Annotated in this window: 25 protein-coding genes and 1 tRNA gene; 7 read left to right on the plus strand and 19 right to left on the minus strand. The window is 64.8% G+C overall.

Annotated elements, in window-relative coordinates; translation table 11 throughout:
- Positions 1–251: 251 nt before the first annotated feature.
- The 4 genes from BO1_RS08435 to BO1_RS08445 all read right to left on the minus strand — a co-directional run bounded on the left by BO1_RS08435 (position 252) and on the right by BO1_RS08445 (position 3,064).
- A complete protein-coding gene (locus tag BO1_RS08435) occupies positions 252–890 on the minus strand; it encodes a DUF2239 family protein (protein WP_043284161.1) in 639 nt (212 codons plus the stop codon).
- 128 nt (positions 891–1,018) lie between these two features.
- Complete coding sequence (locus BO1_RS57205) at positions 1,019–1,843, minus strand: HvfC/BufC N-terminal domain-containing protein (protein ID WP_052409398.1); 825 nt, start codon at positions 1,841–1,843, stop codon at positions 1,019–1,021.
- The gene (bufB, locus tag BO1_RS57210; RefSeq protein ID WP_245643736.1) at positions 1,840–2,709 is read right to left on the minus strand and encodes an MNIO family bufferin maturase; all 870 of its coding nucleotides are present in this window, start codon (positions 2,707–2,709) and stop codon (positions 1,840–1,842) included. The genes BO1_RS57205 and bufB overlap by 4 nt, the downstream gene beginning before the upstream one ends.
- A gap of 106 nt (positions 2,710–2,815) precedes the next feature.
- Positions 2,816–3,064, minus strand: coding sequence for a BufA1 family periplasmic bufferin-type metallophore (locus BO1_RS08445; RefSeq protein WP_028217193.1), 249 nt, complete (start codon positions 3,062–3,064; stop codon positions 2,816–2,818).
- A 291-nt stretch (positions 3,065–3,355) separates the two neighbouring features.
- Here BO1_RS08445 and BO1_RS08450 point away from each other — a divergent pair, with 291 nt between their 5' ends.
- Positions 3,356–3,664 (plus strand): DUF4148 domain-containing protein, encoded by a 309-nt coding sequence (locus BO1_RS08450; protein WP_028217194.1) that lies wholly within the window; start codon positions 3,356–3,358, stop codon positions 3,662–3,664.
- 317 nt (positions 3,665–3,981) lie between these two features.
- Here the strand turns inward: BO1_RS08450 and BO1_RS50160 are convergent, their stop codons facing one another.
- The 3 genes from BO1_RS50160 to BO1_RS08465 all read right to left on the minus strand — a co-directional run bounded on the left by BO1_RS50160 (position 3,982) and on the right by BO1_RS08465 (position 6,682).
- Entirely contained in the window at positions 3,982–4,788 is an 807-nt protein-coding gene (locus BO1_RS50160) for a hypothetical protein (protein WP_043284163.1), read from the minus strand.
- A gap of 134 nt (positions 4,789–4,922) precedes the next feature.
- On the minus strand, positions 4,923–6,044 hold the full coding sequence (locus tag BO1_RS08460; protein ID WP_028217195.1) for a porin: 1,122 nt from the start codon (positions 6,042–6,044) through the stop codon (positions 4,923–4,925).
- A gap of 344 nt (positions 6,045–6,388) precedes the next feature.
- Positions 6,389–6,682 carry a hypothetical protein gene (locus BO1_RS08465; RefSeq protein WP_028217196.1) on the minus strand — a complete coding sequence of 98 codons (294 nt, stop codon included), beginning with the start codon at positions 6,680–6,682 and terminating at the stop codon, positions 6,389–6,391.
- A gap of 185 nt (positions 6,683–6,867) precedes the next feature.
- On the opposite strand from BO1_RS08465, the gene BO1_RS08470 reads away from it, so the two are divergent.
- Complete coding sequence (locus tag BO1_RS08470; protein ID WP_028217197.1) at positions 6,868–7,317, plus strand: SRPBCC family protein; 450 nt, start codon at positions 6,868–6,870, stop codon at positions 7,315–7,317.
- 47 nt (positions 7,318–7,364) lie between these two features.
- On the opposite strand, the gene BO1_RS57215 is transcribed toward BO1_RS08470, so the two are convergent.
- The 6 genes from BO1_RS57215 to BO1_RS08495 all read right to left on the minus strand — a co-directional run bounded on the left by BO1_RS57215 (position 7,365) and on the right by BO1_RS08495 (position 11,183).
- Positions 7,365–7,589 (minus strand): SymE family type I addiction module toxin, encoded by a 225-nt coding sequence (locus BO1_RS57215; protein ID WP_084687825.1) that lies wholly within the window; start codon positions 7,587–7,589, stop codon positions 7,365–7,367.
- Positions 7,590–8,496: 907 nt separating this feature from the next.
- Positions 8,497–8,572 (minus strand) — tRNA-Ala (locus BO1_RS08475).
- An 88-nt stretch (positions 8,573–8,660) separates the two neighbouring features.
- Complete coding sequence (locus tag BO1_RS08480; RefSeq protein ID WP_028217198.1) at positions 8,661–9,020, minus strand: c-type cytochrome; 360 nt, start codon at positions 9,018–9,020, stop codon at positions 8,661–8,663.
- Between the two features lie 5 nt (positions 9,021–9,025).
- Positions 9,026–9,823: a BON domain-containing protein gene (locus BO1_RS08485; RefSeq protein ID WP_028217199.1), complete on the minus strand. Its 798-nt coding sequence runs from the start codon at positions 9,821–9,823 to the stop codon at positions 9,026–9,028.
- A 27-nt stretch (positions 9,824–9,850) separates the two neighbouring features.
- Positions 9,851–10,438, minus strand: a complete 588-nt coding sequence (locus BO1_RS08490) for a phosphoheptose isomerase (protein WP_028217200.1) — start codon at positions 10,436–10,438, stop codon at positions 9,851–9,853.
- 196 nt (positions 10,439–10,634) lie between these two features.
- The gene (locus BO1_RS08495) at positions 10,635–11,183 is read right to left on the minus strand and encodes a YraN family protein (RefSeq protein ID WP_084687826.1); all 549 of its coding nucleotides are present in this window, start codon (positions 11,181–11,183) and stop codon (positions 10,635–10,637) included.
- On the opposite strand from BO1_RS08495, the gene rsmI reads away from it, so the two are divergent.
- Positions 11,182–12,075 carry a 16S rRNA (cytidine(1402)-2'-O)-methyltransferase gene (rsmI, locus tag BO1_RS08500; protein ID WP_028217202.1) on the plus strand — a complete coding sequence of 298 codons (894 nt, stop codon included), beginning with the start codon at positions 11,182–11,184 and terminating at the stop codon, positions 12,073–12,075. The two genes, BO1_RS08495 and rsmI, sit on opposite strands and share 2 nt — an antisense overlap.
- A 228-nt stretch (positions 12,076–12,303) precedes the next feature.
- On the opposite strand, the gene BO1_RS08505 is transcribed toward rsmI, so the two are convergent.
- Positions 12,304–12,906 carry a septal ring lytic transglycosylase RlpA family protein gene (locus BO1_RS08505; protein WP_028217203.1) on the minus strand — a complete coding sequence of 201 codons (603 nt, stop codon included), beginning with the start codon at positions 12,904–12,906 and terminating at the stop codon, positions 12,304–12,306.
- A 734-nt stretch (positions 12,907–13,640) separates the two neighbouring features.
- On the opposite strand from BO1_RS08505, the gene BO1_RS50165 reads away from it, so the two are divergent.
- The 3 genes from BO1_RS50165 to BO1_RS08520 all read left to right on the plus strand — a co-directional run bounded on the left by BO1_RS50165 (position 13,641) and on the right by BO1_RS08520 (position 15,591).
- Positions 13,641–14,318, plus strand: coding sequence for an MBL fold metallo-hydrolase (locus tag BO1_RS50165; protein WP_043284165.1), 678 nt, complete (start codon positions 13,641–13,643; stop codon positions 14,316–14,318).
- Positions 14,319–14,385: 67 nt separating this feature from the next.
- A complete protein-coding gene (locus BO1_RS08515; protein WP_028217204.1) occupies positions 14,386–15,030 on the plus strand; it encodes a 3'-5' exonuclease family protein in 645 nt (214 codons plus the stop codon).
- Positions 15,031–15,120: 90 nt separating this feature from the next.
- Positions 15,121–15,591, plus strand: a complete 471-nt coding sequence (locus BO1_RS08520; RefSeq protein WP_174490587.1) for an Lrp/AsnC family transcriptional regulator — start codon at positions 15,121–15,123, stop codon at positions 15,589–15,591.
- A gap of 57 nt (positions 15,592–15,648) precedes the next feature.
- Here the strand turns inward: BO1_RS08520 and BO1_RS08525 are convergent, their stop codons facing one another.
- The 3 genes from BO1_RS08525 to BO1_RS08535 form a co-directional block, all read right to left on the minus strand.
- Positions 15,649–16,845 carry a cation diffusion facilitator family transporter gene (locus tag BO1_RS08525; protein ID WP_028217206.1) on the minus strand — a complete coding sequence of 399 codons (1,197 nt, stop codon included), beginning with the start codon at positions 16,843–16,845 and terminating at the stop codon, positions 15,649–15,651.
- A gap of 250 nt (positions 16,846–17,095) precedes the next feature.
- Complete coding sequence (locus BO1_RS08530) at positions 17,096–17,404, minus strand: H-NS histone family protein (RefSeq protein ID WP_028217207.1); 309 nt, start codon at positions 17,402–17,404, stop codon at positions 17,096–17,098.
- A 399-nt stretch (positions 17,405–17,803) separates the two neighbouring features.
- Positions 17,804–18,484 carry a HugZ family pyridoxamine 5'-phosphate oxidase gene (locus BO1_RS08535; RefSeq protein ID WP_028217208.1) on the minus strand — a complete coding sequence of 227 codons (681 nt, stop codon included), beginning with the start codon at positions 18,482–18,484 and terminating at the stop codon, positions 17,804–17,806.
- Between the two features lie 241 nt (positions 18,485–18,725).
- Between BO1_RS08535 and BO1_RS08540 the strand changes: the two genes are divergently transcribed.
- A complete protein-coding gene (locus tag BO1_RS08540) occupies positions 18,726–19,943 on the plus strand; it encodes an MFS transporter (protein WP_028217209.1) in 1,218 nt (405 codons plus the stop codon).
- 119 nt (positions 19,944–20,062) lie between these two features.
- Here the strand turns inward: BO1_RS08540 and BO1_RS08545 are convergent, their stop codons facing one another.
- Entirely contained in the window at positions 20,063–21,208 is a 1,146-nt protein-coding gene (locus tag BO1_RS08545) for a branched-chain amino acid ABC transporter substrate-binding protein (RefSeq protein WP_028217210.1), read from the minus strand.
- 625 nt (positions 21,209–21,833) lie between these two features.
- On the minus strand, positions 21,834–22,973 hold the full coding sequence (locus BO1_RS50170) for an NAD(P)H-dependent flavin oxidoreductase (protein WP_043284167.1): 1,140 nt from the start codon (positions 22,971–22,973) through the stop codon (positions 21,834–21,836).
- Between the last annotated feature and the right edge of the window lie 108 nt (positions 22,974–23,081).

Consider the following 23,081-nt stretch of genomic DNA (forward strand, 5'->3'; position numbering starts at 1 on the left):
CACGGCGCGCAAGGCCCCGTCGGACGGGAGTTTCGGACTTCTCCTATATCGATGGAGATACACCGGAATTACACTGAACTTACTGCGTGACCCCATGACAGTTCATGCAGAGGTTGTAAATGTCAACTCTCCGACTTCCCGCTCATGCCCATGTGGCCTGAGCGGATTTTTTTTGCCCGGGTATTTTTCCACGTTGTTTTTTCTTTGAGCCGACGCGACTTACAGTGAAGCCGCGCCGGCTGGTTGCGTCCTCAAGCGAACGCGTCCTGGGCCAGTTCCCGCACGTAGTTGCGCACGTCCTCTGGCCAGTCCACGCTCCACGCCTCGAAGCGCGCGCGCTCGCCCGCATACAGCGCGCGCAGCGCTTCCTCATAGCCCGGCAGGTTGCCGGCCATCGCAGTCATGAAACGATGCACCGCTTCACGCGACGCCCGCACGCGGTCCTTCGACTCGCTCGCATGACGCGCGCTCTCCACGAGCCGGCGCAGCACCACCGATGCGCCGCCCGGCTGCTCCGCCAGCCAGTCCCAATGCCGCGGCAGCAGCGTGACCTCGCGCGCGACCACGCCTAGCCTGGGCCGTCCGCGGCCGCGCGGAGCCTCTGCGCCAGGCTCATCCGGCTGTGCCTGTGCGCTCTCTTCGGTCTGGGATTGCCACGCCGCGTCGGCGGCAAGGCGCGCGGCCAGGTCTGCGGGCCTGCCGCGCAGATCGAACTCCACCGGCCTCGCGTTGCGGTCGTCGAACACGAGGACCGATGCGCTCTCGCCGCCCTCCAGTGCCGCCTTCACCGCCAGCGCCACGTCGAGCGGCGCGCCGCGCGCGATCAGCCGCGTGCCGGCAAAAGCCGTCACGCCCGCGCCTCGTGGCATGGGCTCATTCGTCGATGTCATGTCTTGCTCCTGTGTCGAATCACGGAGCGAATATTACCCGGGTAAATTTATGGGCGCAATATCATCCGGGTAATATTTGATTGTGCTCAAGTCGCCGACTCAAGGGGTGTGAGCAGCAAGCGAGTGCTTCATTCCTCACGCAAGCCGACGATCGCGCCCGCCTCGATCCACATGCGCCATTGGCTCGCGAAGTCGAACGTCTCGTCGATGGCGAATGCGCATTCGAGCGCTTCGTCAAGCGTCGCGCCGCGCCGGAGCGCCACGAACGCCTCGTGCGCGGCCTGTGTGTGCGCTAGCGCAGCGGGCCGCCAGCGCGGACGCACGACGAGCGTCCAGCCCGGCGTATCGATGCGTTCGGGCCATGCGTTGCGGCTTTGGTCGTCGAGGCTCTTGTCGTCGAGGCTTTGATCGTCGTGCTGATGCGCGCGCCAGATCGCGAGCGCCGCGTAGCGCGAGGCGAGTGCGGCACACGCCGGATGCACGGCGAGCCGCGCCGACATGAGACGTTCCGCGCCGATCGCCTGCCACTGCGCTGGGCCAAGCGGCTCGGCATTGGCGGCAAAGGCTGCCACATGCAACGCCCATTCGAGACGCGCGACATCGCCGAAATACGCGTAGCGCGCGTCGGTCTCATAGCGTTCGATGAAGGCCGGCAAGGCCGCACCGAAGCGATTCAGATCGGCGTCGCGCGAAGGATGGGCTCTCGCATAGTCGCGCGAGAGGGCATCGAAGCAAGCATCGCCGACGAGCGCCAGGAGCACCGGATACGCACTCGCCAGCGCTGCGCGCCGTGCCGCGCGCACGTTGCCGCGATAGAGGCCAAGACGCTCGTGCAAGTCAGCGTCTGGGGCGGCGGGCTGAAGATGGGCGGCAAGCGCGGCATCGGCGGCGGGATCGTCGAGCGCTGCGGCAAAGGCAGTCTGCAGCGACGTCAGCGTTTCACTCGCGCTCATGGGTGCACCTGCACACTCGCAAGCGGATCGTGCGCGATGCGTGTCATGCGCTCGCGCGCGAGCCTCACTTCGTCGATGAGCACATCGAGCGGCGGCACGGCGGTGTCCCATTCGATCAGCGTGGGCACCGGTCCGAAACGGCGCAGCGCGGCCTCGTAGAGCGTCCAGACTTCAGGCGCGACACGCGAGCCGTGATCGTCGATCACCGCCGCCGGCGTCACGCGATGCCCCGCGAGATGCAGCTCGCCCACCGCCTCGCGCGGCAGCGCGGTCATTGCCTCTAGCGCGTCCTCACCGTGATTGCATTGGTTCACGTACAGATTGTTCACGTCGAGCAGCACGCCACAGCCCGTGCGGCGCGCAAGCTCGGCGAGGAAGGCCGTCTCGACGTAGGTATCGTCGCGAAACCGCACGTACGTGGAGACGTTTTCGATCAGCACGCGCCGGCGCAGCGTGTCCTGCATCTGCGCGACGCGCGCGCTTAGATGATCGAGCGACGCCTGCGTGAGCGGCATCGGCAGGAGATCGTGAAGAGCGGCGTGAGGCGTCGCGCCCCAGCACAGATGCTCGGAGACGAGCGCGGGTTCGATGCGCTCGACGAGCCGCTCGAGGCGCGCGAGATGCCCCTCGTCGAGCGGCGCGGCAGAGCCGAGCCCGAGGCCCACGCCGTGCAGACTCACCGGCAAATCGCGGCGCACCGCTTCGAGGACGTGCAGGTCGTAGCCGCCATCGCCGAAATAGTTTTCGCTATGGACCTCGACCCAGCCGACCGACGGTGGCGCCTGCATGAATGCGTCATAGTGCGCGTGACGCAAACCGATGCCAACGCCTTGCGCCGGAAGTGTGCGCGAAGGGGTTGGCATCATCGTGCGCATGTCGCGAGCAGGCTAGCGGTAGCGATTGTGTCGAGGCTCGCCTCGAGCCGTTCTGCGCCACGCATTTCGCTGCTCATTTCGCCGCTCTTGCCACGGCTTACTTTTCCGGCGTGCCGCCGAGCTTTTCGCAGGTGCCCTTCGGCATGGCCTTGAAGTCGCCCTTGTCGTGGTCGACCTTGGCCTCGCCCGCGCAGTCATGCACGCCGGTCTTGCTCGCGCAATCGTTCTGGCCCGCCTTGGCGACGCCGTAGCAGTTCACGGTTTCATCGGCGTGCGCGATGCCTGCCGTCGCCAGACCCGCCAGCGCGGCGGCAATCACGGCCTGACGGCCGAGTGCGTTTTTCATGGAAATCTCCTCGAAGGTTGCTGGTATTGCATCAGCCGTGAGAACCGTGCCGCGCGCGGCCTCATGCGCACTATTTTGCCTCACCGCCAGGCACACGGCGCACGCGCGTGGGCGGGAGCCTCCGCCCATTCGTTTTCAGCATCCGGTCCAGCGGCAATTATCTTCATTCCTGTAATGATGTTTGCCGTATCTCGATATTTATCTTCGAAGTGCGCTGCAATAAAGTTCTATCAACGAATCGAACAACGCGATTGTTACGGTTCAAATGATAAATTTTGGAGGTTAGTAACCATGAAGACCCTGATTGCTGCAGCGCTTGCCGCTACCGTTCTTGCCGCCCCGGCCCTGTCGTTCGCTCAAGAAAGCCAGCCGGTGACCCGTGCCCAGGTGAAGGCAGAACTCGTGCAACTCGAACAGGCCGGCTATCGCCCGGGCCTCGCGAGCCCGTACTACCCGGAAGACCTGCAAGCCGCACAAGCGAAGGTCGCGCAACAAAACGCAACGGCTGAAGCCACGGCCTACGGCGCCTCGACGAACGGCTCGACTCAAGCCGGCAGCCGCGTGACGACGAACGCCAAGTCGGTTTACTTCGGCCAGTAATCGCGGTCGAAGGCAGCGCCCCGCACGGCGGCGCGCTGAATGAAGGACACCAGACGGGCCCGCTCTCGATGGAACTCGAGCGCGGGCCCGTTACTCTTTGTGCGATAGGTTAGTTAACGTCGCCTCGCGCGCTGCGCGGGGCGCGCCCGCAGATACCTCCGCCGCCGGTGATCCGGCGGCTTGCCCGGACACTGGGTGTCCGGGCCTTTTTCCACTTTTCGTGGCTCTGGGGTGGCATTGATCGCCGTATCGGTTCGCGCCGTCCAGCACCGGCGCGCGAACCCGCCCTTCCCCGCTTCTCCCGCCCGACCCGCCGATTACTCCGTGGAAACGGTATCGGTGCGCACGCCGCTTTGCGCGGGATCCGCGCGCTTGAGCCGTGCGAGGCGCGCGCTCGTCGCCTGAACCAGCATGGCGACGGCAGCCGCTTCGACGAACGCCAGCGTCGACGCCTGATGTTCGAGCGTCAGCGACAGCACCAGACAGAACGCCGCGAACCCGAACCGCCCGAGCACCATCCCTCGCAGCAACGCGATGACGAACGGGGCGCCGTGCGCGCGATGCGACGACACCGCCAGCACGCTGCTGAGCAGCGGAAACACCGCGAACAAGCCGCTCCACACGGGGCCGAGGCGCGTGGACATCGCCGTGACAGCCAGCGTGAGCGCGGCGCCCGCAAACATGCGGCCGGCGAGATCGGTGCGCGTGAGCGGCGCGCCGGCGGCGACCACGGTGCTGCGCGGCAGGAAGGTCTGGCAGAAGAGCGTCGCGGCCAGCGCCACGCCGAGCGCCCACGGCCACGACACCGGCAAGCGCGACAGCACGCACGCGGCGGCGAACCATGCGGCCAGCCCCGCCGCGAGCGCGAGCCACCAGGGCCGCGCGCGGCACGTCCAGGCGTAGGCGAAATTGAACGACTCGGAAGCGAGGATCGCGTAAAGCGAGAGCGTGGCGGCGCGCGCGCCGAACGCATCGCCGTGCTGCATCACGAGCAGCCAGAGAATGGGGCCCGCGATCACGGGCAACCCCGCGAGCCAGCCCGCGACCTTCGGCCCCCAGTGCTTGCCGGCCATCGACACGAACAGCAGGAAGAGCGGGACGAGCGTGAGCTTGAGGGCGAGCATCGGGGCTGAAGACGAAGATGAAAGACGAACGGGCGATGGTAGCAGCGCATTCGCCGATGCGCTGGCCGGTTTTCTGATTGCCCGGATTTGCGTTGGCCGCCGCCGGAGGGCGGCGCGTGCCCGAACGCCGATGCCTAGAAGCGGTGGCGGATACCCGTGGCGACCACGAGCTGGTTGCGTCCGCTCGCAGGATCGAACGCGTTGATGACCGCGGGCGCGCCCGCGCTCGCGCGCTGGTAGACCGTTTCGGCGTAGACGTCGGTGCGCTTCGAAACCTGATAGACCGCCTGCACCGCGCCCTCGTGCCAATGCGCCGCCGATGCCTTCGTGTAGACGTACATGCCCGCGAGCGACACGGTTGGCGTGACCTGCCAGACGGCGTTGAGCTCGTAGTTGCTGAAGCCGACGGACGGCAGGCCCGCGGCGCTATCCGCATCGACGACGCCGGTCTGGATCGCGCGCGACCACGCGGCGCCGAGCGTCACGTCGCCGATGACGTAGTTCGCGCCCACGCCGATGGTGTCCTGCTTGCCGACGAACGTATCGATGACCGAGCCCGCCGTGTCTCCCGAGCCCGGCAGCGCGAGCGGTTCGTACGCGCCCGTGCCGTTCGCGCCGCGGCCATTGTTGTGCAGCCACGCGACGCCCGCGCTGAAGGCGCCGCCCGCGTAGTTCGCGCCGAGGCTGTAGGCGCGGTTGTCGGCGAAGCGGCCCGCGCCGTTCGAGAACGCGTACATGCCGCCGAAGGTGAAGCCGCCGAAGCTCGGGCTCGCGTACTTGACGGCGTTTGCGGCGAGATACGTGTTGTTGGCGTTGTCGTTGTCGAAGGGATGCGCGAACGCGGTGCCGCCCGTGCCGCCCGTGAGCGTGAAGGGCGCGAAATAGTCGTGGACCGAGTCGTACTGGCGGCCGAGCGTGAGCGTGCCGAACGACTCCGATTCGAGGCCGACGTAGTACGGGTGATCGTTGCGCTCCTCGCCGTTGGCGGGCGCGAAGCCGCGCTCGAGACGGAACAGCGCCTTCATGCCGCCGCCGAGGTCCTCGCTGCCTTGCAGGCCCCAGAAGCTGCCGTCGATGAGGCCCGAGGTGAGCTGGTATTGCGCGTGGCCGCCGACGTTGTTGGCGTAGGCGAGGCCGGCGTCGATCTCGCCGTAGAGGGTGACGGTGGATTGAGCTTGGGCGGATGCGCTCAGGCAGGCGAAAGTGGCGGCGCAGGCGGCGGCAAGCGCGGCCTTCTGGGGTGAAGGGCGGGTCATGAGAGGGGTTAACGGTGTGAGTTGTTATGGCGGCGGCGGGATGGTGCTGCGGCGCTTTTTGGGCGCGCGCACTGCCCGGGTGCCTTGCAGAAGATTGAAATATTAGTAATGAATGTAGGCTATGTGCAATGTTTGCTTTGCTAATGGGCGGGATTTCTGCGAAAGCGATGAGGATGCGCAACGGCGGGGTTGATGCAGCGCAGAGCTTGTGTTGCGGGGTTTGCGGTGGTGCGTTGGGGGCGGGCGTTTGCAGCGCGCGAGTTGACTCACGGCGCAGCGGAGATGCTGCGCCGCTTTTTTGTGGGCGTCGTGGCTGGGGGTGCTGTTAGTTGCGGTTTGGGTGGCTAGTAGCCGTGGGTCACTAGCGAAAGCACCGACAGGTCGGAATGCGTGCCCTCGATGATGCTCCGCCCCACATGCGCCGCCTCTTCAACCGCTTCCTGCTCGCTGCGGAAGGTCTCGTCGCCGTCCGCGCGGTACGCGACCGAATGGCCCGGAAGCGCCGCGTTCACGCCCGGGTGGCAGATGTAGGCGGTGTAGGTGTAGCGCTTGCCGCCCTCCTCTACCGGCATGGCGCTGATGTGGATTTCGAAGCCTTCGTAATCAACCTTTTGAGTTTCGAGTTGGCCGGCGGGCATGGTGGCCTCCGAGGGACGATGGTCGGGCGGGTGGCCCGGGGGATAGGGGAAGTTTAGGCTACCCGGCCGGGTTAGTTTGCTGCGATGCGGGGGGCGGCTGTGGGGTGGTTTGTTTGGCTGTTGACTAGAATCTTGGGTGCCTGGTTTGCCCTACTGCCCTGCACCTTTGCGCATGGAGGATCGACATGCCTACGAGTACCGTTCGAATTCATCGTGTTTTCACCGCGCCACCTGAGAGGGTTTATCGCGCGTTTCTTGATGCTGCCGCGCTGGCGAAATGGCTGCCGCCGAATGGGTTTACTGGGACTGTGCATCAGATGGATGCAGTTGTTGGCGGGAAGTATCGGATGTCGTTTACGAATTTCACTAACGGGGCTAGTCACTCGTTTGGTGGGGAGTATCTGGAGCTCGTGGCTAATGAGCGGATTCGGTATACGGGGGTGTTTGAGCATCCGAATCTGCCGGGGGTTATGGAGACTACGGTTTCGCTGCGGAAGGTGTTCTGCGGCACGGAGTTGAATGTCGTCCAAGAAGGGATTCCGGAGATCATCCCCGTTGAGGCTTGTTATCTTGGGTGGCAGGAGTCTGTGGCGTTGCTTAAGACGCTGGTGGAGGCGGAAATTCGGGAGCCTTAGAAAGACAAGCCCCGGCGGTTCGCCGGGGGTGTTGTTTGCGGTTCTACTCAGTCTTGCGTGATTACAAGTCTGCCGTGTTGTACTTCGACTTTTACGCGCTGCCCTGCTTCGAAGCCTGCGAGTTCCAGCCAGCGGCCCGCGAGTTTGATCCAGGGGTACAGCGGTGGCTCGGTGCGGGTTCGCGCGTTGATGCGGCGATATCGCCAGGACTGCTGAATGGTTACGTGACGCACGGGATGTGCGGGCAATGCATTAAGATTGGCATCAGCCATGGTCAACTCCTTCAATGAGTTGGTTGTGGTTAGCGGGCTGTGAGTGCTGGTAACACTCGCGGCCCGCGCTTCGTTTACTGCCTTGAAACTCCTTCTACTGCCGCGCTTGTGCGAACACGGTATCTAGCATTTGCGAGACGAATTGTTGTTTGGTCTTGGGTAGCTGTTCGATGGCGGCCAGCCTCCTTGTTGACCGCTGGCGTAATTCCCGACACGAAGTCGCGGCACTTAGAGTTCTGGTGAAAGACCGTCCGAAAGACTTTGCGGTTGTTTTTGGTAGGTGCAGGAATGCCCTTGTCGGCACCACCTGCCGCAGGCGGACGGAATGCCTCCCACAGGATTTAGCCTTGGCGCCCCGCCTGAGGGAGCTATGCCAAAGGCTGTCTCAAAGGCAAGAGCGACTTCGGCCAAAAGCTTCGATTTGCCAGTGCCAGGTGGGCCAGACACCAGCACGTTGCGCGAACGCGCCAGCAGCTTCAAGGCCTGTTTGCAGTCTTCACTTGCCATTGCAGTACCTACCTGCGTTTGTGAAGTCTCGGTAGCCGATTACCGCTTGATTTGCCGGGCGCACAGCATCCAAACAATCCAAAAGCTCCTGGGCTACCACGGGGTGCCAAGCACCGGGGGTACGCAAGGACCTCTCCTCGGCGTAGTGCGGCCATACCGACCCATTGTCCAGTTGGATGAGCAGCAACAGCACGCGGTTAGCTGATGCATGCAAGGTTGACTCTTACGATCGCCGAGTTCTCGGTAGAGTTGCGCAGCGTTTTCTACCAACGCCTCACCTAGCCGCGGGATCCTGTGCGACGCCACAAATTTGCCACAACCGGTGTGCAAAAAACTGCGACACAAAGCAAAACGACGCACTACATCGCAAGACGTAGTGCGTCGCTTTTATTGAATTCCTTGGTGGAGCGGAGGAGGATCGAACTCCCGACCTTCGCATTGCGAACGCGACGCTCTCCCAGCTGAGCTACCGCCCCACTATCCAATCGATTCTAGCACAGCTATTTTCGCTTGTGCCAAGCACCAAAATTGCGCGACATCAAGACTTCGAGCACCCCGAAAAAGCTACTTTGAAGCAGGCGCCCCGGCCAACACCCAGGCCACGACATCGCGAACATCCCCAGCGCTCATAGCAGGATGCGAGGGCATCGGAATCGCCCCCCAAACCCCAGCCCCACCGTCCCTTACCTTCTTCTCGAGCTTGGCCTGCGCCCCCGCATCTCCCTTGTACTTCGCGGCGATATCCTTAAACGAAGGCCCAACAAGCTTGCGATCCACCGCATGACACCCCATGCAGGCATTGGACCGCGCGATAGACACCCCATCGCTAGTAGCCGCCAAAGCCGAAGCAGACACCCCAAACCCACCAAGCATCACCACGAGAACCCCAGCCACCACCCGCCCACTCACCACAGCAGAACGCATCCCCATCACATCGTCGCCCCATTGCTACCCGGGTGCGCGGGCGACGACTCCATCACCGGCGCAGGCGCTTGCTGATCAAGCGGCCTTGAGCTCACCCCCGAATCCGGCACAGCCCCCACCTGCGGCGCATCGGCGGCACTAACCGGCGCCGGCGTCGGCGCATTCCCATTCGCCTGGGCATTCGCCGCCATCGCCTGCTGCGGCTGGATGTACTGATAGCACTTCACCACCTGCATCACCCCCGGCACCGTGCTCGCAGCATTCGCCGCAATATTGCCTTCGTCCACGGTCACGAGGCCCATCAAATAGATCACACCGCGCTCGCTCACCACCTTGAAGTTATTCGCTGAGATGTCCTTGTACAAGACAAGCTCGCTCTTCACACGCCCTTCAAGATACGAGTCATTAGCGCGAGTCGAAAACGAGCTAGCCGGCTGCACCGCCAGCTCATTCACAATCGACCCAACGTTCGCGATATTGCGCACGATGATCTCGGCCTTCTGCTTCGAAGCCTCGTCGGGCACCTCACCCGTCAGCAGCACGCGCTGGTTGAACACGGCCACATTCAAATGCGAGCTATCGGGCAACCCGTTGGTCAAATCCTTGAGCGCCTTCACCTGGATCTCGCGGTCTTCGGTCTGCGCGCCCACCGTGCGCCGGTCGGTTGCCACCAGCGCGGTCCCACCCGCGGCGGCGCCCGCAACGGCGAGGAAGCAGCCCTGCAGGCTCGCGCACAGCGAGGCAGCAAAGCCGATCGTCAGCGTGGTCCGGGCCAGCGCGCGCGTCATGCTGTTTCTGCTCATCAACTCCCTCTCCTTCGTCCTTCGGTGTCAGTCTTCGCCCAGCAGCATCGCGTCGATGCCATCGCACAGGCAGTGGATCGTCAGCAGATGTACTTCCTGGATGCGCGCGGTCCGATCGGACGGCACGCACAGGTGGAGGTCGGTGTCGGCGAGCGCGTCGCTCACCGCGCCGCCGCCCTTGCCGGTCAGCGCGATCACGATCATTTCGCGCTCGTGCGCTTCTTCGATGGCGGCCAGCACGTTCGCCGAGTTGCCCGAGGTCGTGATGGCGAGCAGCACGTCGCCGGGCTGGCCGAGCGCGCGCACCTGTCTCGCGAACACCTGGTCGTAGGCGTAGTCGTTCGCCAGTGCCGTAAGCACGGAGGCGTCGGTCGTGAGCGCCAGCGCCGGCAGGCCCGGGCGGTCGCGCTCGAATCGGCCAATCAGCTCGGCGGCAAAGTGCTGGGCGTCGGCGGCCGAGCCGCCGTTGCCGCATGCGAGAATTTTGTTGCTGTTCGCCAGCGCGGCGAACATCGTGTCGACCGCGGCGGCAATCGGCACGGCCAGAGCTTCCATCGCGGCGAGCTTGACGGCTGCGCTGTCGCGAAAGTGCTGTTGAATTCGTTCGACGGACATCGACTCTCTAATCTGTACTGCGTGTATCTTGAATATTCCGCGTGAATGCGGTGTGGCGCAAGTTTATCGCACTCAAGCGCGTTCTCTTCCGGCGTTCTTTTCTGTACGCGCTTTCGAGGCCGCTTTTTTTGCTCGCGTGTGTCTCATGCGAAGGTGCCTCTCCGCGCGTGGTCACATCTGCTTACACTCCGGCCGCTCAGCGTCCATCTTCGCGAAACGCGTCGCGCAACCACGTGAGGCGTCCGCCTTCGAACGTCACCACGTCGAAGCGGCACGGCACCACTCGCGCGCCCCGCCCATGCGAGTGCATCGCCAAGTAGTAGCGCGCCGCGCGCAAGATCCGCTGCTGCTTGTGCCAGCCCACGCTCGCCGCCGCACCGCCGTAGCCGTGCCACGTGCGTGCGCGCACTTCCACGAAGACGAGCGTGCCGTCGCGATCGCGCATCACCAGGTCGATCTCGCCAGCGCGGCAGTACACGTTGCGCGCGACCAGCACGAGGCGTTGCCGCTGCAAAAATACCAGTGCGTGCGATTCAAAGCGCGCACCCGCCTCGCGGCGTTCGGCGTTGGACCGGCCTTGCGCGGAAAAGTTGTCGCGACGCGTACCGGCACGCGCATCGTCACCCACGCCTGCGCGCGAGACCTTCGCACCTTCCTCGCGGCGCATCGCGCCGTCCGCCGCCGCGCCCTCACCCACATGGCACAATGTCGGCCTCTTTTCTTGCGTTCGCGCGTTCCGTGTCATGACGTCCCTCCTCGAACTCGCCCAGGTCCAGCAATACCCGGCCGCCACGCTGTACGTCGTGGCGACGCCCATCGGCAACACGGCCGACATCACCTTGCGCGCGCTGCACGTGCTCGGCCTCGTCGATCGCATCGCCGCCGAGGACACGCGCAACACGGGCCAATTGCTCGCGCGCTACGGCATTTCGAAGCCGCTCGTCGCCGTGCACGAGCACAACGAGCGCGAAGCGGCGCTGCGCGTGATCGAGCATCTGCGCGCGGGCGAGCGCGTGGCCTGCGTCTCGGACGCGGGCACGCCCGGCATCTCCGACCCGGGCGCGAAGCTCGTCGATGCCGTGCGCGCCGCCGGTTTCCAGGTCGTGCCGCTGCCGGGCGCGAGCGCGCTCGCCACCGCGCTTTCCGCGGCGGGCGACTGGGTCGCGACGTTCACGTTCCTCGGCTTTCTGCCGCCCAAGCCCAAGCAACGCGCGGCCGCGCTGCAGCCGCTCGCCGATCATGGGCACGCGATGGTGTTCTACGAGGCGCCGCATCGCATCGTCGAGACCTTGCAGGCGCTCGCCGATGCATTCGGTCCGGCGCGGCGTCTGTTGATCGCCCGCGAGTTGACGAAGCTACACGAGGCGCTGTGGTGCGGCACCCTGGCCGAAGGGCCAGCGTGGCTCGCGGCCGATGCGAACCGGCAGCGCGGCGAGTTCGTGCTGGTGGTGGAAGGCGCGAGCGCGCAGGCCTCGGGCGAGGCGGATCACGACGCGCTGCTGCGCGTGCTGCTGGAGGAAGTGCCGGTGAAGGGCGCGGCGAAGATCGCGGCGGCGCTCACGGGGGCGTCGCGCAACGCGCTCTATGCGCGCGCGCTCGAGCTGAAGAATGAAGGCGGCGAGGACGACGCAGACTGAGCCGCTAGAACGACAAAGGCGACAAAAGTCGACAAAACGCGCGCATCGGGCGATGCGGCCGCCACGCCAGAAGCCGCAGAAAGACTGAGGGGCCGCGTCGATGATTCGACGCGGCCCCTCGCGTATCCGACTCTTGAGTCATCCGATGTGCGCCATCCGGCGCGCGTCACGCGCCAACACAGACGAAACACAGGGAATCCATCACGCGCTTCAAGCGCGCGGCGAATCTCAGTTGCTGGTCGAGTTCGCGGCCAGCATTTCTGCTTGCGCGGCCTTCGCTTCCTGGCGCGAGAGGCCTTCGATTTCCACCTTCGCGGTGCCCGCGTGCTGCAGGCCCAGCACCTTCGCCGCCGCGTACGACAGGTCGAGGACGCGGCCACGCACGTACGGTCCGCGGTCGTTGATCTTCACCACGACCGACTTCGAGCTGTTAGCCACGGTCACGCGCACGTACGAGCCCAGCGGCAGCGTGCGGTGCGCGGCGGTCAGCGCCTTCATGTTGAAGCGCTCGCCGCTCGCGGTCTTGCGGCCGTGGAACGGCCAGCCGTACCACGAGGCGCGGCCGGTCTGGTGGAACGAGGCCACGTCCGGTGCGCTGTCGTCGATCGGCTGTGCGTCGGCAAGCGAGTTGTCCTTGCCGGCGCCCGAGGCGGGCAGCGCCGCCAGCGCGGAGCCGTAGCTCTGCGGCGCGGCGAACGCCGTGTGCGCGTCCTTGGTGCTGAGCGCGTCGCCCTGCGCCTGGTTCTGCTGAGCAGGCGGCATGGCACAACCGGCCAGCACGGACACGGCGGCAAGACTCCCGAGTCGTCGTCGAGATAGTCCGAAGTTCATAATTTAGCCATCACGTTTCGGAGCCGTCCCGCGCCTTTGGTTGCGCGCTCGTGGATAGCTCCGGCGGTCGCGGGCAAAAGAACACCCCACCCGCCGATCGATGAAAAAAGGCGAGCGAATGCCGATACCCGGATGCGGCCCCATATGCCGCTAACCGCTGGTTCGTTTTCACGTCTGGCGCAGCCTGTCCCCGGCAGCCTGACCAGACCCCACATGCCGCCATCGAACGTGATGTACACGTTCAGGCACGCCGGAGACACACGGCGTACAGGAACGGCGGCGTAGGCCCCACCCAGCGTCACGGCAGCAAGTCCGTGGCAGGCGCGCGGCGCCTGGCTGGGCAAGACGTGCGGTGCCGAACGGATCGGCACCTGATTTGCCGTCTTGTAAGGCAGCCTGTTTAGCCAGCCTTTCTTGACGACACTGCTTGACGGCGATGTATTACGACCCCTTTTTAACTGCGGGTCACATCGCCCAGTGAGAGCACGCGTAACGTGCTTGATGCATCGCATTATACCTAAAAGTAATTCTTGCCATCCGTACCTGGTAGAAAACTCCATGATTTTTCACTATTGATGTAACAAACCCGTTTGTATGGCCCATCCGCGTGGCCCGGGCGTCTTGTCTGACAAGACCGGCGGATGCGCGTCGGCGAGCGCAGGCGGCGTCCTGCGCGCCCCGGTACAATCGGGACTTTGGCCTCCGAAGGGCCACGTCATCCACGAGCCGCGCGCATGAAAGTCACGTTGATTCCCGTCACGCCGTTCCAGCAAAACAGTTCGCTCCTCGTCTGCGAGGCAACGGGGCGCGCCGCCGTCGTCGACCCGGGCGGCGACCTCGATCGCATCGAAGCCGAGATCGCGCGCCAGGGCGTGCAGCTCGAAAAGGTGCTGCTCACGCACGGTCACCTCGACCACTGCGCGGGCGCGAAGGAACTCGCCGAAAAGTTCGGCGTGCCGATCATCGGGCCGCAAGAGGACGAGCGTTTCTGGATCGATCAGTTGCCGCAGCAGAGCGTGCGCTTTGGCTTTGGTCACGCGCAGGCGTTCGAGCCGGACCGCTGGCTCGCCGACGGCGACACCGTGCAGGTTGGAGAAGAGGAGCTGGAGGTCTATCACTGTCCCGGACATACGCCTGGGCACGTCGTGTTCTTCAGCCGCAAGCATCAGCTCGCGCTCGTGGGCGACGTGCTGTTCGCGGGCTCGATCGGCCGCACCGACTTTCCGCGTGGCAATCACGCGGACTTGATCCGCTCGATCCGGGAGAAGCTCTGGCCGCTTGGCAACGATGTCACGTTCGTGCCGGGCCACGGCCCGGTTTCGACTTTCGGCGAGGAGCGCCGCACCAATCCTTATGTAGCAGACAGCGTGCCCGGCGTTTCCGGTGGCGCGAGCCAGGCGCCCTGGGGCTGAGCGCCGGGCCAGTCGAGCATCCGCTCACGCTCACCGGCACGCGTCAAACCGTCAACGAATCCCGCCCATGAATCCAGCGAATCAAGCCGCCATTGAAGAGATCTACGTCAGCACCGACGTCGAGGCCGATGGTCCTATCCCCGGCCCGCACTCGATGCTGAGCTTCGCGTCGGCGGCCTACACCGCCGACAAGCGTCTGATCGGCACGTTCTCGGCCAATCTCATGACGCTCGAAGGCGCGACGCCGCATCCCGTGCAGGCCGCCTGGTGGGAGACACAGCCCGAGGCGTGGGCCGCCTGCCGCAAGGATCAGCAGGATCCAGCCGCGGCGCTCAATAAGTATGTAGAGTGGGTGGAGGCGCTGCCCGGCAAGCCCGTGTTCGTGGCCATGCCGGCGGGCTTCGATTTCACCTTCATGTTCTGGTACATGATGCGTTTTACGGGGCGCTGCCCGTTCTCGTGGTCGGCGCTCGACATCAAGACGCTCGCGTTCGCCATGACGGGCCTGCCGTACCGCAAGTGCATCAAGCCGCGCTTTCCGAAGCACTGGTTCGACGACCACCCGCACACCCACGTCGCGCTCGACGACGCCATCGAGCAAGGCGCGCTCTTCTGCAACATGCTCGCCGACCTGCGCGCGCAGCAGGCCGGGCTCGCGGCGGCCGCCACCTCCGATGATGGGGACGCCTCAGGGCAAAAAGCCGTCACCTGATTGCCAAATTAGGAAATCTGCCTCGTCAGGTGCGGTTTGCATTGCGTTTCGTTTTTCCGGCCTCTAACATTCGGGAATACGGCGACGCACATGGAGGCGCATTTGACACTCGATACGTTCTCTCAGAAGATCCTGCGCCTGTTGCAGCTCGACGCGCGCCGCTCGGTGCAGGAAATCTCCGATCAAGTGGGGCTCTCCAGCACGCCATGCTGGCGCCGCATCAAGGACATGGAACAATCGGGCGTGATCCAGCGCTACACGGCGCTGCTCGATCGCGAGAAATTGGGCCTGCACGTCTGCGCGCTCGCGCATATCCATCTCACGCGGCACACCGAGGGCGGCGTCGAGGAATTCGAGCGCGAGATCGCCACCTGCCCCGAAGTCACCGAGTGCTACAGCACGACCGGCGAATCGGATTACATCCTCAAGATCGTCGCGCCGGACATCAAGGCCTACGACACCTTCCTGCACGAGCGCATCTTCCGCATTCCGGCCGTCGCGCAGGTGCGCACGAGCGTCGTGCTACGCGAAATCAAGTTCGATACGCAATTGCCGCTGTGAGGCGTGGCCCGGCAGGCTAGCACCGTACGTTCGCGCCGCCTCGCGCGGCGCAACGCATCATTCGCGCGCAGCTTGCGATGCGCCTGCCGATCCCGAATCCGCCGCCGACGTTGCCACCGATGTCGCGGCCTGCACCGCGTCCACCTTGCTCGCGCCGAGCTTGCGCGCGAGCGCCTGCATGTCGACGCCATCGAGGCGCCGCGCATCGCCCTGCGCCGAAAGCACGGCCTGAATTTCGAGCCCCGTGCTCAGGTAGTGCAGCGTCACCGCCTCCACACGCACGCCGTGCGCCGCCAGCGCCTCGCGCAGCGCATGCTCGACTTCGCCGCGCGGCGGCTGGTTCGCGACCGAGCGCACGTGCATGTCGTCCTCGGGATCGACGTGGATCAGCGCGTCTAGCACGCGCGGGTCGGTAAGCAGGCGCGCGCGCGCCGTCTCCGCAATGTAGTGCCCCTCCGAAACCGAGATGAGCGGATCGACGAGGATATGCGCGTCCACGAGCGCGAGGTCGCCGGTCTTGCGCGTGCGCATCTCATGCACGTCGAGCACACCGGGCGTGCCGACCAGGAGCGTGCGCAAGTCGGTGGTGGTGGCTTCGTCGAGCGCGCGGTCCGAGAGGTCCTGCAGCGCGTCCCAGCCGAACACCCAGCCCATGCGCGCGACCATGAAGCCGACGATGGCCGCTGCGATCGGATCGAGCAACCGCACGCCCATGAGGCTGCCCACGATGCCGATGGCGACCACGAGCGACGAAGCCGCATCCGAGCGCGCATGCCAGGCGTTGGCGATCAGCATGGCCGAGCGCACGCGCTGCGCCTCGCGCAGCATGTAGCGGAACAGCGATTCCTTGGAGACGAGCACGAGCACGGCCACGGCGAGCGCGCTCGCATGAACCGGCGGAATGTCGCCGAGGTGGGCAATACGTGTGCCGGCGCGCGCGAGCATACCCACGCCCACTGCAATCAGAATGGCGCCGAGAAATAATGAAGCAACCGTTTCATAACGGCTGTGGCCGTAATTGTGATCGGCGTCTGGCTTTGCGCCACTATGGTGGTTCGCGAGCAGCACGACGAAATCGGAAACGAGATCGGAGAGCGAATGAACGCCGTCGGCAATCAAGGCCTGTGAATGCGCAAACACGCCGACCGCGATTTGCAGGACGACCAGCACGGCATTGACGGCGACGCTGACAAACGTGGTCTTGCGCGCAACGCGCTGTTTATCCGATGACGATACGGCGGCGATAGTGGACATGCGATTCAATGCGCGAACGTGGAATAGCCGCGATTGTAATGGCCCTACCATGACGAATTCGAGATAACCCTGGAATTCTCTTTTAAATCAGGCGACTACGAGAACACTTCGTATTCGCGTTCACTGGTTTGCGAGATTACTGAAAGGTGGAAGTAAGAAGATAACAAAAAAGCCGCGCAAGTCCCCGTGACGGCGCGGCTTTTTCGCTTGGCAGGCCGCAAGGCCCCATTCCAGATGTAGCAGAGGCGATTTACTTCTGAATCAGGAATTTCTCGCGATCCTTGCCGGCGATCCAGCGCGGCGGCTTGCCGCGGCCCGACCACGTGCTGCCGCTATCCGGGTCACGGTATTTCGGCGCGACGCTGGCGCGCGAGCGGCTGGCTGCTTTGGCGCCTTTGCCCACTGCACGGCCGCCGCCGAGTTCGGCCAGCGTAATGCCGTAGTCGGCCATTTTCTGCTTGATCTCGTCGAGGACTTCGGCATATTCACGCGCCTTAGCCTCTTCAATCTGCTTCTCGAGTTTCTCTCGCTGTGCGAGGAGTTCCTTGTAGGAAGACATAGGTATCCTGGTGGTTTGCTAATTAATGGCTACTGATCTTGTGCCGGTATGCCGATTGACAGGTGATTCGCCTCGGAAATTGCAGGCGAGATTAACACAGATTTGAATGTCGCGAAAAGCGCGGGCAGTGAAAATAATTAAAATACTATAGGCCCCGTTCAGCACCGCGCCAAGGCCCGCAGAGCTTTCATTTCGTGCAAATCGGTATTTTTACCCAATCGCCCTTTTTCCAGATAAATCCGGTTCTCATAATTCGCAGGGCGTGAAAATTAATTGAGAAAAAAACCGCAAACATTTCATCCCATGCGAACTTTCACCAGGCCCCGCTTATTATCTTGAAATCTCGCAATGCACTATGAGTGGCAGCAGACAGCGCCTGCCGCCTTGTCGTGCAAATGGTCAGCTCGCATGCCGCGCGAGGCAGTCGGCTAGCACGGCATGCAAGGATTGCGTGTCGCCCTGCGGTGCCTCGAAAACATAGCGCGTGCGCAGGCCGTCGATTGAGAGGTCGGCGCCGTAACGGTCCACGCCCAGCAGCGCGAGACCGTCGCGCCGTGCCGGGTGGGCCTCGAAGAAGCGGATTAACGCTTCTTCCTCGTCCGCCGCAAGCGGATCGAGCGGGTCGAGATCGGTGCCGTCGAGCCAGCCCATCGCGCCAAAGCCGCCGATATAGCGCAACCGCTCCACGCGCATCGTCCAGAAGGTGAAGTCGCCGAGCGCGAGATAGCGTGCCGCGTCCGGGTGGTAGCGCAGGTAGCGGCGGGCGAGCGGCGCCTGTGGGTCTGTGCCGGCGCCGCCTTCGCTCGGCTCGAACCGGCCGAGCAGGGTCATGCGCGGCGCGTTCAGCACATCCTCGCCGGTGAACTGCGCGACGAGAAAACCGGCACGCGGATCGTCTTGCAAATTGCGCGTGTGCTCGGCTAGCCGGCTCACGAGGATGACGGGACGATGCCGCGCATCGGGCGCGAAAGGCAGCAGTGTGGGATACGGAAAGCCCTGCGGCTCGCGCGTATGGGTGGCGAGCGTGCCGGTGGCGGTCTGATGCAGCAGATGCAGCGGAGCTTGAGCGGGGATCTTCAAGATAGTGTCCTCGATCGATGTGAGGTCGTTGGGCCTATTGGGTCTATTGGGTTTATCAACGGGACTCAACCCGGCGGCCCGCAGTGAGCCGATTGCGCCATCCCACTATTAGAGCAGGCTGGGCCGCCGCAAGCAGCCCGCGCGCGCCTTCGCTAGAATTTCCGCTTGCCTTTCAAAAAGCTGATACGCCAGACTTTTCTAAGCCGATCGGCTTCGCCGTTGCCCAACACCAGGATTTCCCGTGTCCGACCGCTCCTCCGATGCGGCGCTCGCCGAGCCGCCCCATGCCGTCCACCGCGCGCTGCCCGCCGCCACGCGAGCGCGTGCGCGCGTCGCAACCATGGCGCTTTTTTTCATCGCCGGGATGATGTACGCGTCCTGGGGCGTGCACGTGCCCACGGTACGCGACAAATTCCATCTGAGCGCGGCATTGCTCTCGTATGCCCTCTTCGCGGTGGCGGGCGGCTCGATCGCGGCCATGACGACCATCGGCGGATGGATCGCGCGCGCAGGCACGCGCCGCGCCTGCCTCACGGGCGGCCTCACCATGTCGGCGTGCGGCGCGCTGATTCTCGTCGTGCCGTACTACTGGATGCTGCTCGTCGTGCTCGCCCTGTTCGGCGTCGGCATGGCCACGCTCGACGTTGCCATGAACGCGGAGGCGAGCGCCGTCGAGGAGGCCGTCGGCCGGCCGATCATGTCGGCGCTGCACGGCATGTTCAGCCTGGGCGGCATGGCCGGCGCGGCCATCGGCGGCGCGCTGCTCGCGCACGGCATGGCGCCCGCGCTGCATCTCTTTCTCGCTTCGGCGGTGGCCGCTCTCGTGCTGTTCGTTTCGTGCCCCGCCGTGCTCCCGCACGTGCCGCATGCCACCCACGGCGAGCACGCCAAAGCCGGCAACCGCTGGCGCACGCCGGCGCTGTGGGCGCTGGGCGGCATCGCGCTCATCGCGTTGATCGCCGAAGGGGCGATGTACGACTGGGCCACGGTCTATATGCGCGATGTCGTGCTCTCCACGCCCGCGCTGGCGAGCGCCGCCTACGCCGCGTTCTCGGGCGGCATGGCCGCCGCGCGCTTCGCGGGCGACGCCGTGCGCGCCCGCTTTGGCGCGCCGCAACTCGTGTTCGCGAGCGCCTCGCTCGCCTGCGCGGGCATGATCGGCGCGCTGCTGCTGCCGTTTTCGTTCACCGCGCTCACGGGCTTCACGTTGATGGGCCTCGGCCTCGCCAACATGATGCCGGTGCTGTTCGCCGCCGCCGCGCGCGTGAAGGGCATCCACGCCGCCGAGGGCCTCGCGCACGTGGCGGGCATCGCTTATTTCGGACTGCTGTTCGGGCCGGTGGTGATCGGCGGCATCACGCAGGTGACCAATCTCACCGTTGGGCTCGCGGTTGTCGCGCTATGCGCGGCGCTGGTGGCGTTCGCGGGGCCGAAGGTGCTCAGGCGGCTGGGGATTTGAGGCCAACGGCAGCCGTCGAACGATTGAGCCATCCAAAACAAAGCCCGTGAGTCCGAAGACCCACGGGCTTTTTCACATCGCATCACGCCGCGCACCGCATGAAGCGGTGCAAAGCGCAATTACATCTTCACCACGTCGAGCAGCGACTTCTTGCCCGCCTTGTAGTTGTACAGCGAGATCACGCCGTGCTTGAGGTCGCCCTTCGAATCGAAGGTCGTCTCGCCAATCACGCCCTTGTAGTCCGTAGCCGGCATGGCGGCCAGGATCTTCGCCGGATCGGTCGAGTTGGCGCGCTTCATCGCGTCGACGATGATGTACACCGCGTCATACGTGAACGGCGCGTAGATCTGGATCGGCTGGCCGAAGCGCTTCTCGAACTTCGCCTCGAACGCCTTGCCGCCCGGCATCTTTTCGAGCGCCATGCCCGCTTCCGAGCACACGATGTTGTCGGTCGCATCGCCGGCGAGGTCGGCCAGCTTGTCGGTACAGACGCCGTCACCCGCGAGCACCTTCGCGCGCAGGCCAAGCTGCTTGGCTTGCTTGGCGAACGGGCCGCCGGTGGCGTCCATGCCGCCGTACATGATCGCGTCGGGGTTTTCGCCCTTGATCTTCGTGAGAATTGCGCGGAAGTCCACGGCCTTGTCGTTGGTCGCGTCATGCGAGAGCACGTTCATGCCGAGCGACTTGGCGGTCTTCTCGAATTCGTTCGCGAGACCCTGGCCGTAAGCGGTCGAATCGTCGACGATCGCCACGCTCTTGAGCTTCATGGTCTTCGCCGCGTAGTTCGCGAGCGCCGGGCCTTGCTGCGCGTCCGTCGCCACCACGCGATAGGTGGTCTTGAAGCCCTGCTGCGTGTAGGCCGGGTTGGTGGCCGACGGCGAGATCTGCACGATGCCCGCATCGCTGTAGATCTTCGAAGCCGGGATCGAGGTGCCCGAGTTCAGGTGGCCCACGACCGCGACGACCTTGTCGTCGACGAGCTTCTGCGCAACCTGGGTGGCCGTACGCGGGTCGGCTGCGTCGTCCTGTGCGTCGAGCACCAGCGTGATCTTCTGGCCGCCGATCGTCAGGCCCTTCGCGTTGATTTCCTCGACAGCGAGGCGTGCGCCATTTTCGTTGTCTTTGCCGAGGTGTGCGATCCCGCCCGTCAGCGGCGCAACGTGGCCAATCTTGACCACTTCGTCGGCGCTCGATGCCGTTGCAAACGTCGCGAACAAAACGACTGCCGCGCTAATCGGCAACAGCTTGTGAAGCTTGATATTCATGTAAGTCTCCAGTTTCGAACCCAAAAGCAACGTAATCGCCCTGTGCTCCCGCGCCCCGAACGTGTCGCTCCCCGTGCGGACGACCACGCAGGATGCATCCTTGATGCACCTGGCCAGTATGGCGAAAAGCCCGTTCATGGCGGACCGCCCATCCATACTTGCGCGCAAGTGTAGGTGATCAAATTAATTTGGGGGATTTTTTTCAGATATCGGGGCGAGTACCAATAGGCTTTCACCCGAGTGCTTCGAAAGCCTGATCAATCGGCCCGCCAGCCTTGCGGTGCAAGGGTCTGAGAAGAGGTTTGCAATCCTTTCGAAAGCATTTTCCAGGCTGCGCCCGAGTCTTTTTCGGGATTTTTGCGGGGTATGCGGGAGAGGCGAAATGCACTACGCGGGATACGGCAACGTTTGCTTTTCGAATTCTGCCGCTTGCCTCGAGATTAGCCGAAATTAAAGTCAGCCCTCGATTAATTCGCGGCGCACGAAATTCGTTGCGTGCGCCAGGGTTTTCTCGCATCGGGCATGCGAGCGGCGCGCGAAAACACGTTGGGCGATCGGTGTTGCAAAGCCGGCACGCTTGCGTTTGCCAACGCAAGCGTGCACGGCGCGCAACAGCGCGAAAGGTTCAGGCGGAGTGGAGCTCGTCGGCCGCGAATCGGCGCAGCGTCGCGCGCAATTCGACGTCGAGCGCATCGACGAGCTCAGCAGCGCCAAGGTTGGCTTCGCGCTGGCGCGCGAGCGGCGCGCCCTGCCCCGACCACAGCGAAAGATAGTCACCGTCGTTGGCCCGCGCCGCGCGCTGGCGCAATTCCTGGGTGAGCGCGTTCTGCACGGGATACGGCGCGACGTTCTCCGGCTGCGCCTCGAGTTGCTGCATCAGCGGATTGCGGATGCCGCGCGCGTGTCGGCCCGTGATCGCGCGCGTGACCGAGGTCGCCGTGTCGGACGAGTCACGCAAGCGCGTCTTCCAGTCGGCGGAAATCGCGCTCTCCGCGCAGCCGAGAAACGCCGTGCCCATCTGCACGCCCTGCGCGCCCAGTGCGAGCGCCGCGGCAATGCCGCGCCCGTCCATGATGCCGCCCGCGGCGAGCACAGGCAGGCCGGTCGCGTCAGCGAGTTGCGGCACGAGCGCCAGCGTGCCGACCAGCGCGTGCGGCGCCTCGCCGATGAAGGTGCCGCGATGCCCGCCCGCCTCCGCGCCTTGCGCGACGATCGCGTCGGCACCCGCGTCGCGCCAGGCGAGGCCTTCGGCCACGTGCGTCGCCGTGCCGATCACGTAGCTGCCCGCCGCCTGCAGACGCGCGACGTCCTCTGCCGCGAGCAGGCCGAAGGTGAAGCTCACGAGCGGCAGGCGCAGTTCCACGAGCGTGTCGAGCTGCGCGCGGAAATCTGGCGCGTAGCGGGCGAGCGGCTCGCCGGGCGGCAAGCCGTAGTGCGCGCGCAGCGGGTCGATCGACGCCAGCGCGCGTTGCACCGTGGCATCGTCGGGATGGGCCGCGTCGAGCACGAAGAGATTCACGCCGAAGGGCCGGTCGGTGAGCGCGCGGATGGCCGCCACTTCGCTGGCGATCTTCTCGGGCGCGAGCGCGGCCCCCGCGAGAAAGCCGAGCGCTCCGGCATTGGAGACCGCCGCGACGAGCGCGGGCGTCGTCGCGCCGCCGGCCATCGGCCCCTGCACGAGCGGCAGGCGCAAGCCGAAGCGCCGGCTGAACGGTGTGGAAAAAGCCGCGGCGGCGGCGCTCTGAGACGCGGAAACTGAAGTCATGGCGATACCCTGGCTAATAAGAGACGCACGAATCCGGGCGCGCGGCGCAAGCCGTGCCGGTGAGCCGTCCGGGAAACGCAACGCGCACACGCGCGCTTGCCGGGCGTC

The sequence above is a fragment of the Paraburkholderia oxyphila NBRC 105797 genome (assembly GCF_000685075.1).
Classification (GTDB): Bacteria; Pseudomonadota; Gammaproteobacteria; order Burkholderiales; family Burkholderiaceae; genus Paraburkholderia; species Paraburkholderia oxyphila.

Bases quoted from the DNA above. Each gene is read 5' to 3' on its own strand.
- rsmI (WP_028217202.1), top strand. From the start codon at position 11,182: ATGACGTCCCTCCTCGAACTCGCCCAGGTCCAGCAATACCCGGCCGCC.
- BO1_RS08490 (WP_028217200.1), bottom strand. From the start codon at position 10,438: ATGTCCGTCGAACGAATTCAACAGCACTTTCGCGACAGCGCAGCCGTC.
- BO1_RS08520 (WP_174490587.1), top strand. From the start codon at position 15,121: ATGGAGGCGCATTTGACACTCGATACGTTCTCTCAGAAGATCCTGCGC.
- BO1_RS08515 (WP_028217204.1), top strand. From the start codon at position 14,386: ATGAATCCAGCGAATCAAGCCGCCATTGAAGAGATCTACGTCAGCACC.
- BO1_RS08495 (WP_084687826.1), bottom strand. From the start codon at position 11,183: ATGACACGGAACGCGCGAACGCAAGAAAAGAGGCCGACATTGTGCCAT.
- BO1_RS50165 (WP_043284165.1), top strand. From the start codon at position 13,641: ATGAAAGTCACGTTGATTCCCGTCACGCCGTTCCAGCAAAACAGTTCG.
- BO1_RS08435 (WP_043284161.1), bottom strand. From the start codon at position 890: ATGACATCGACGAATGAGCCCATGCCACGAGGCGCGGGCGTGACGGCT.
- BO1_RS08530 (WP_028217207.1), bottom strand. From the start codon at position 17,404: ATGTCTTCCTACAAGGAACTCCTCGCACAGCGAGAGAAACTCGAGAAG.
- BO1_RS08545 (WP_028217210.1), bottom strand. From the start codon at position 21,208: ATGAATATCAAGCTTCACAAGCTGTTGCCGATTAGCGCGGCAGTCGTT.
- BO1_RS50170 (WP_043284167.1), bottom strand. From the start codon at position 22,973: ATGACTTCAGTTTCCGCGTCTCAGAGCGCCGCCGCCGCGGCTTTTTCC.
- BO1_RS57215 (WP_084687825.1), bottom strand. From the start codon at position 7,589: ATGGCTGATGCCAATCTTAATGCATTGCCCGCACATCCCGTGCGTCAC.
- BO1_RS08480 (WP_028217198.1), bottom strand. From the start codon at position 9,020: ATGCGTTCTGCTGTGGTGAGTGGGCGGGTGGTGGCTGGGGTTCTCGTG.
- BO1_RS08505 (WP_028217203.1), bottom strand. From the start codon at position 12,906: ATGAACTTCGGACTATCTCGACGACGACTCGGGAGTCTTGCCGCCGTG.
- BO1_RS08465 (WP_028217196.1), bottom strand. From the start codon at position 6,682: ATGCCCGCCGGCCAACTCGAAACTCAAAAGGTTGATTACGAAGGCTTC.
- BO1_RS50160 (WP_043284163.1), bottom strand. From the start codon at position 4,788: ATGCTCGCCCTCAAGCTCACGCTCGTCCCGCTCTTCCTGCTGTTCGTG.
- BO1_RS08525 (WP_028217206.1), bottom strand. From the start codon at position 16,845: ATGTCCACTATCGCCGCCGTATCGTCATCGGATAAACAGCGCGTTGCG.
- BO1_RS08445 (WP_028217193.1), bottom strand. From the start codon at position 3,064: ATGAAAAACGCACTCGGCCGTCAGGCCGTGATTGCCGCCGCGCTGGCG.
- BO1_RS08485 (WP_028217199.1), bottom strand. From the start codon at position 9,823: ATGAGCAGAAACAGCATGACGCGCGCGCTGGCCCGGACCACGCTGACG.
- BO1_RS08470 (WP_028217197.1), top strand. From the start codon at position 6,868: ATGCCTACGAGTACCGTTCGAATTCATCGTGTTTTCACCGCGCCACCT.
- BO1_RS08450 (WP_028217194.1), top strand. From the start codon at position 3,356: ATGAAGACCCTGATTGCTGCAGCGCTTGCCGCTACCGTTCTTGCCGCC.
- bufB (WP_245643736.1), bottom strand. From the start codon at position 2,709: ATGATGCCAACCCCTTCGCGCACACTTCCGGCGCAAGGCGTTGGCATC.
- BO1_RS08460 (WP_028217195.1), bottom strand. From the start codon at position 6,044: ATGACCCGCCCTTCACCCCAGAAGGCCGCGCTTGCCGCCGCCTGCGCC.
- BO1_RS57205 (WP_052409398.1), bottom strand. From the start codon at position 1,843: ATGAGCGCGAGTGAAACGCTGACGTCGCTGCAGACTGCCTTTGCCGCA.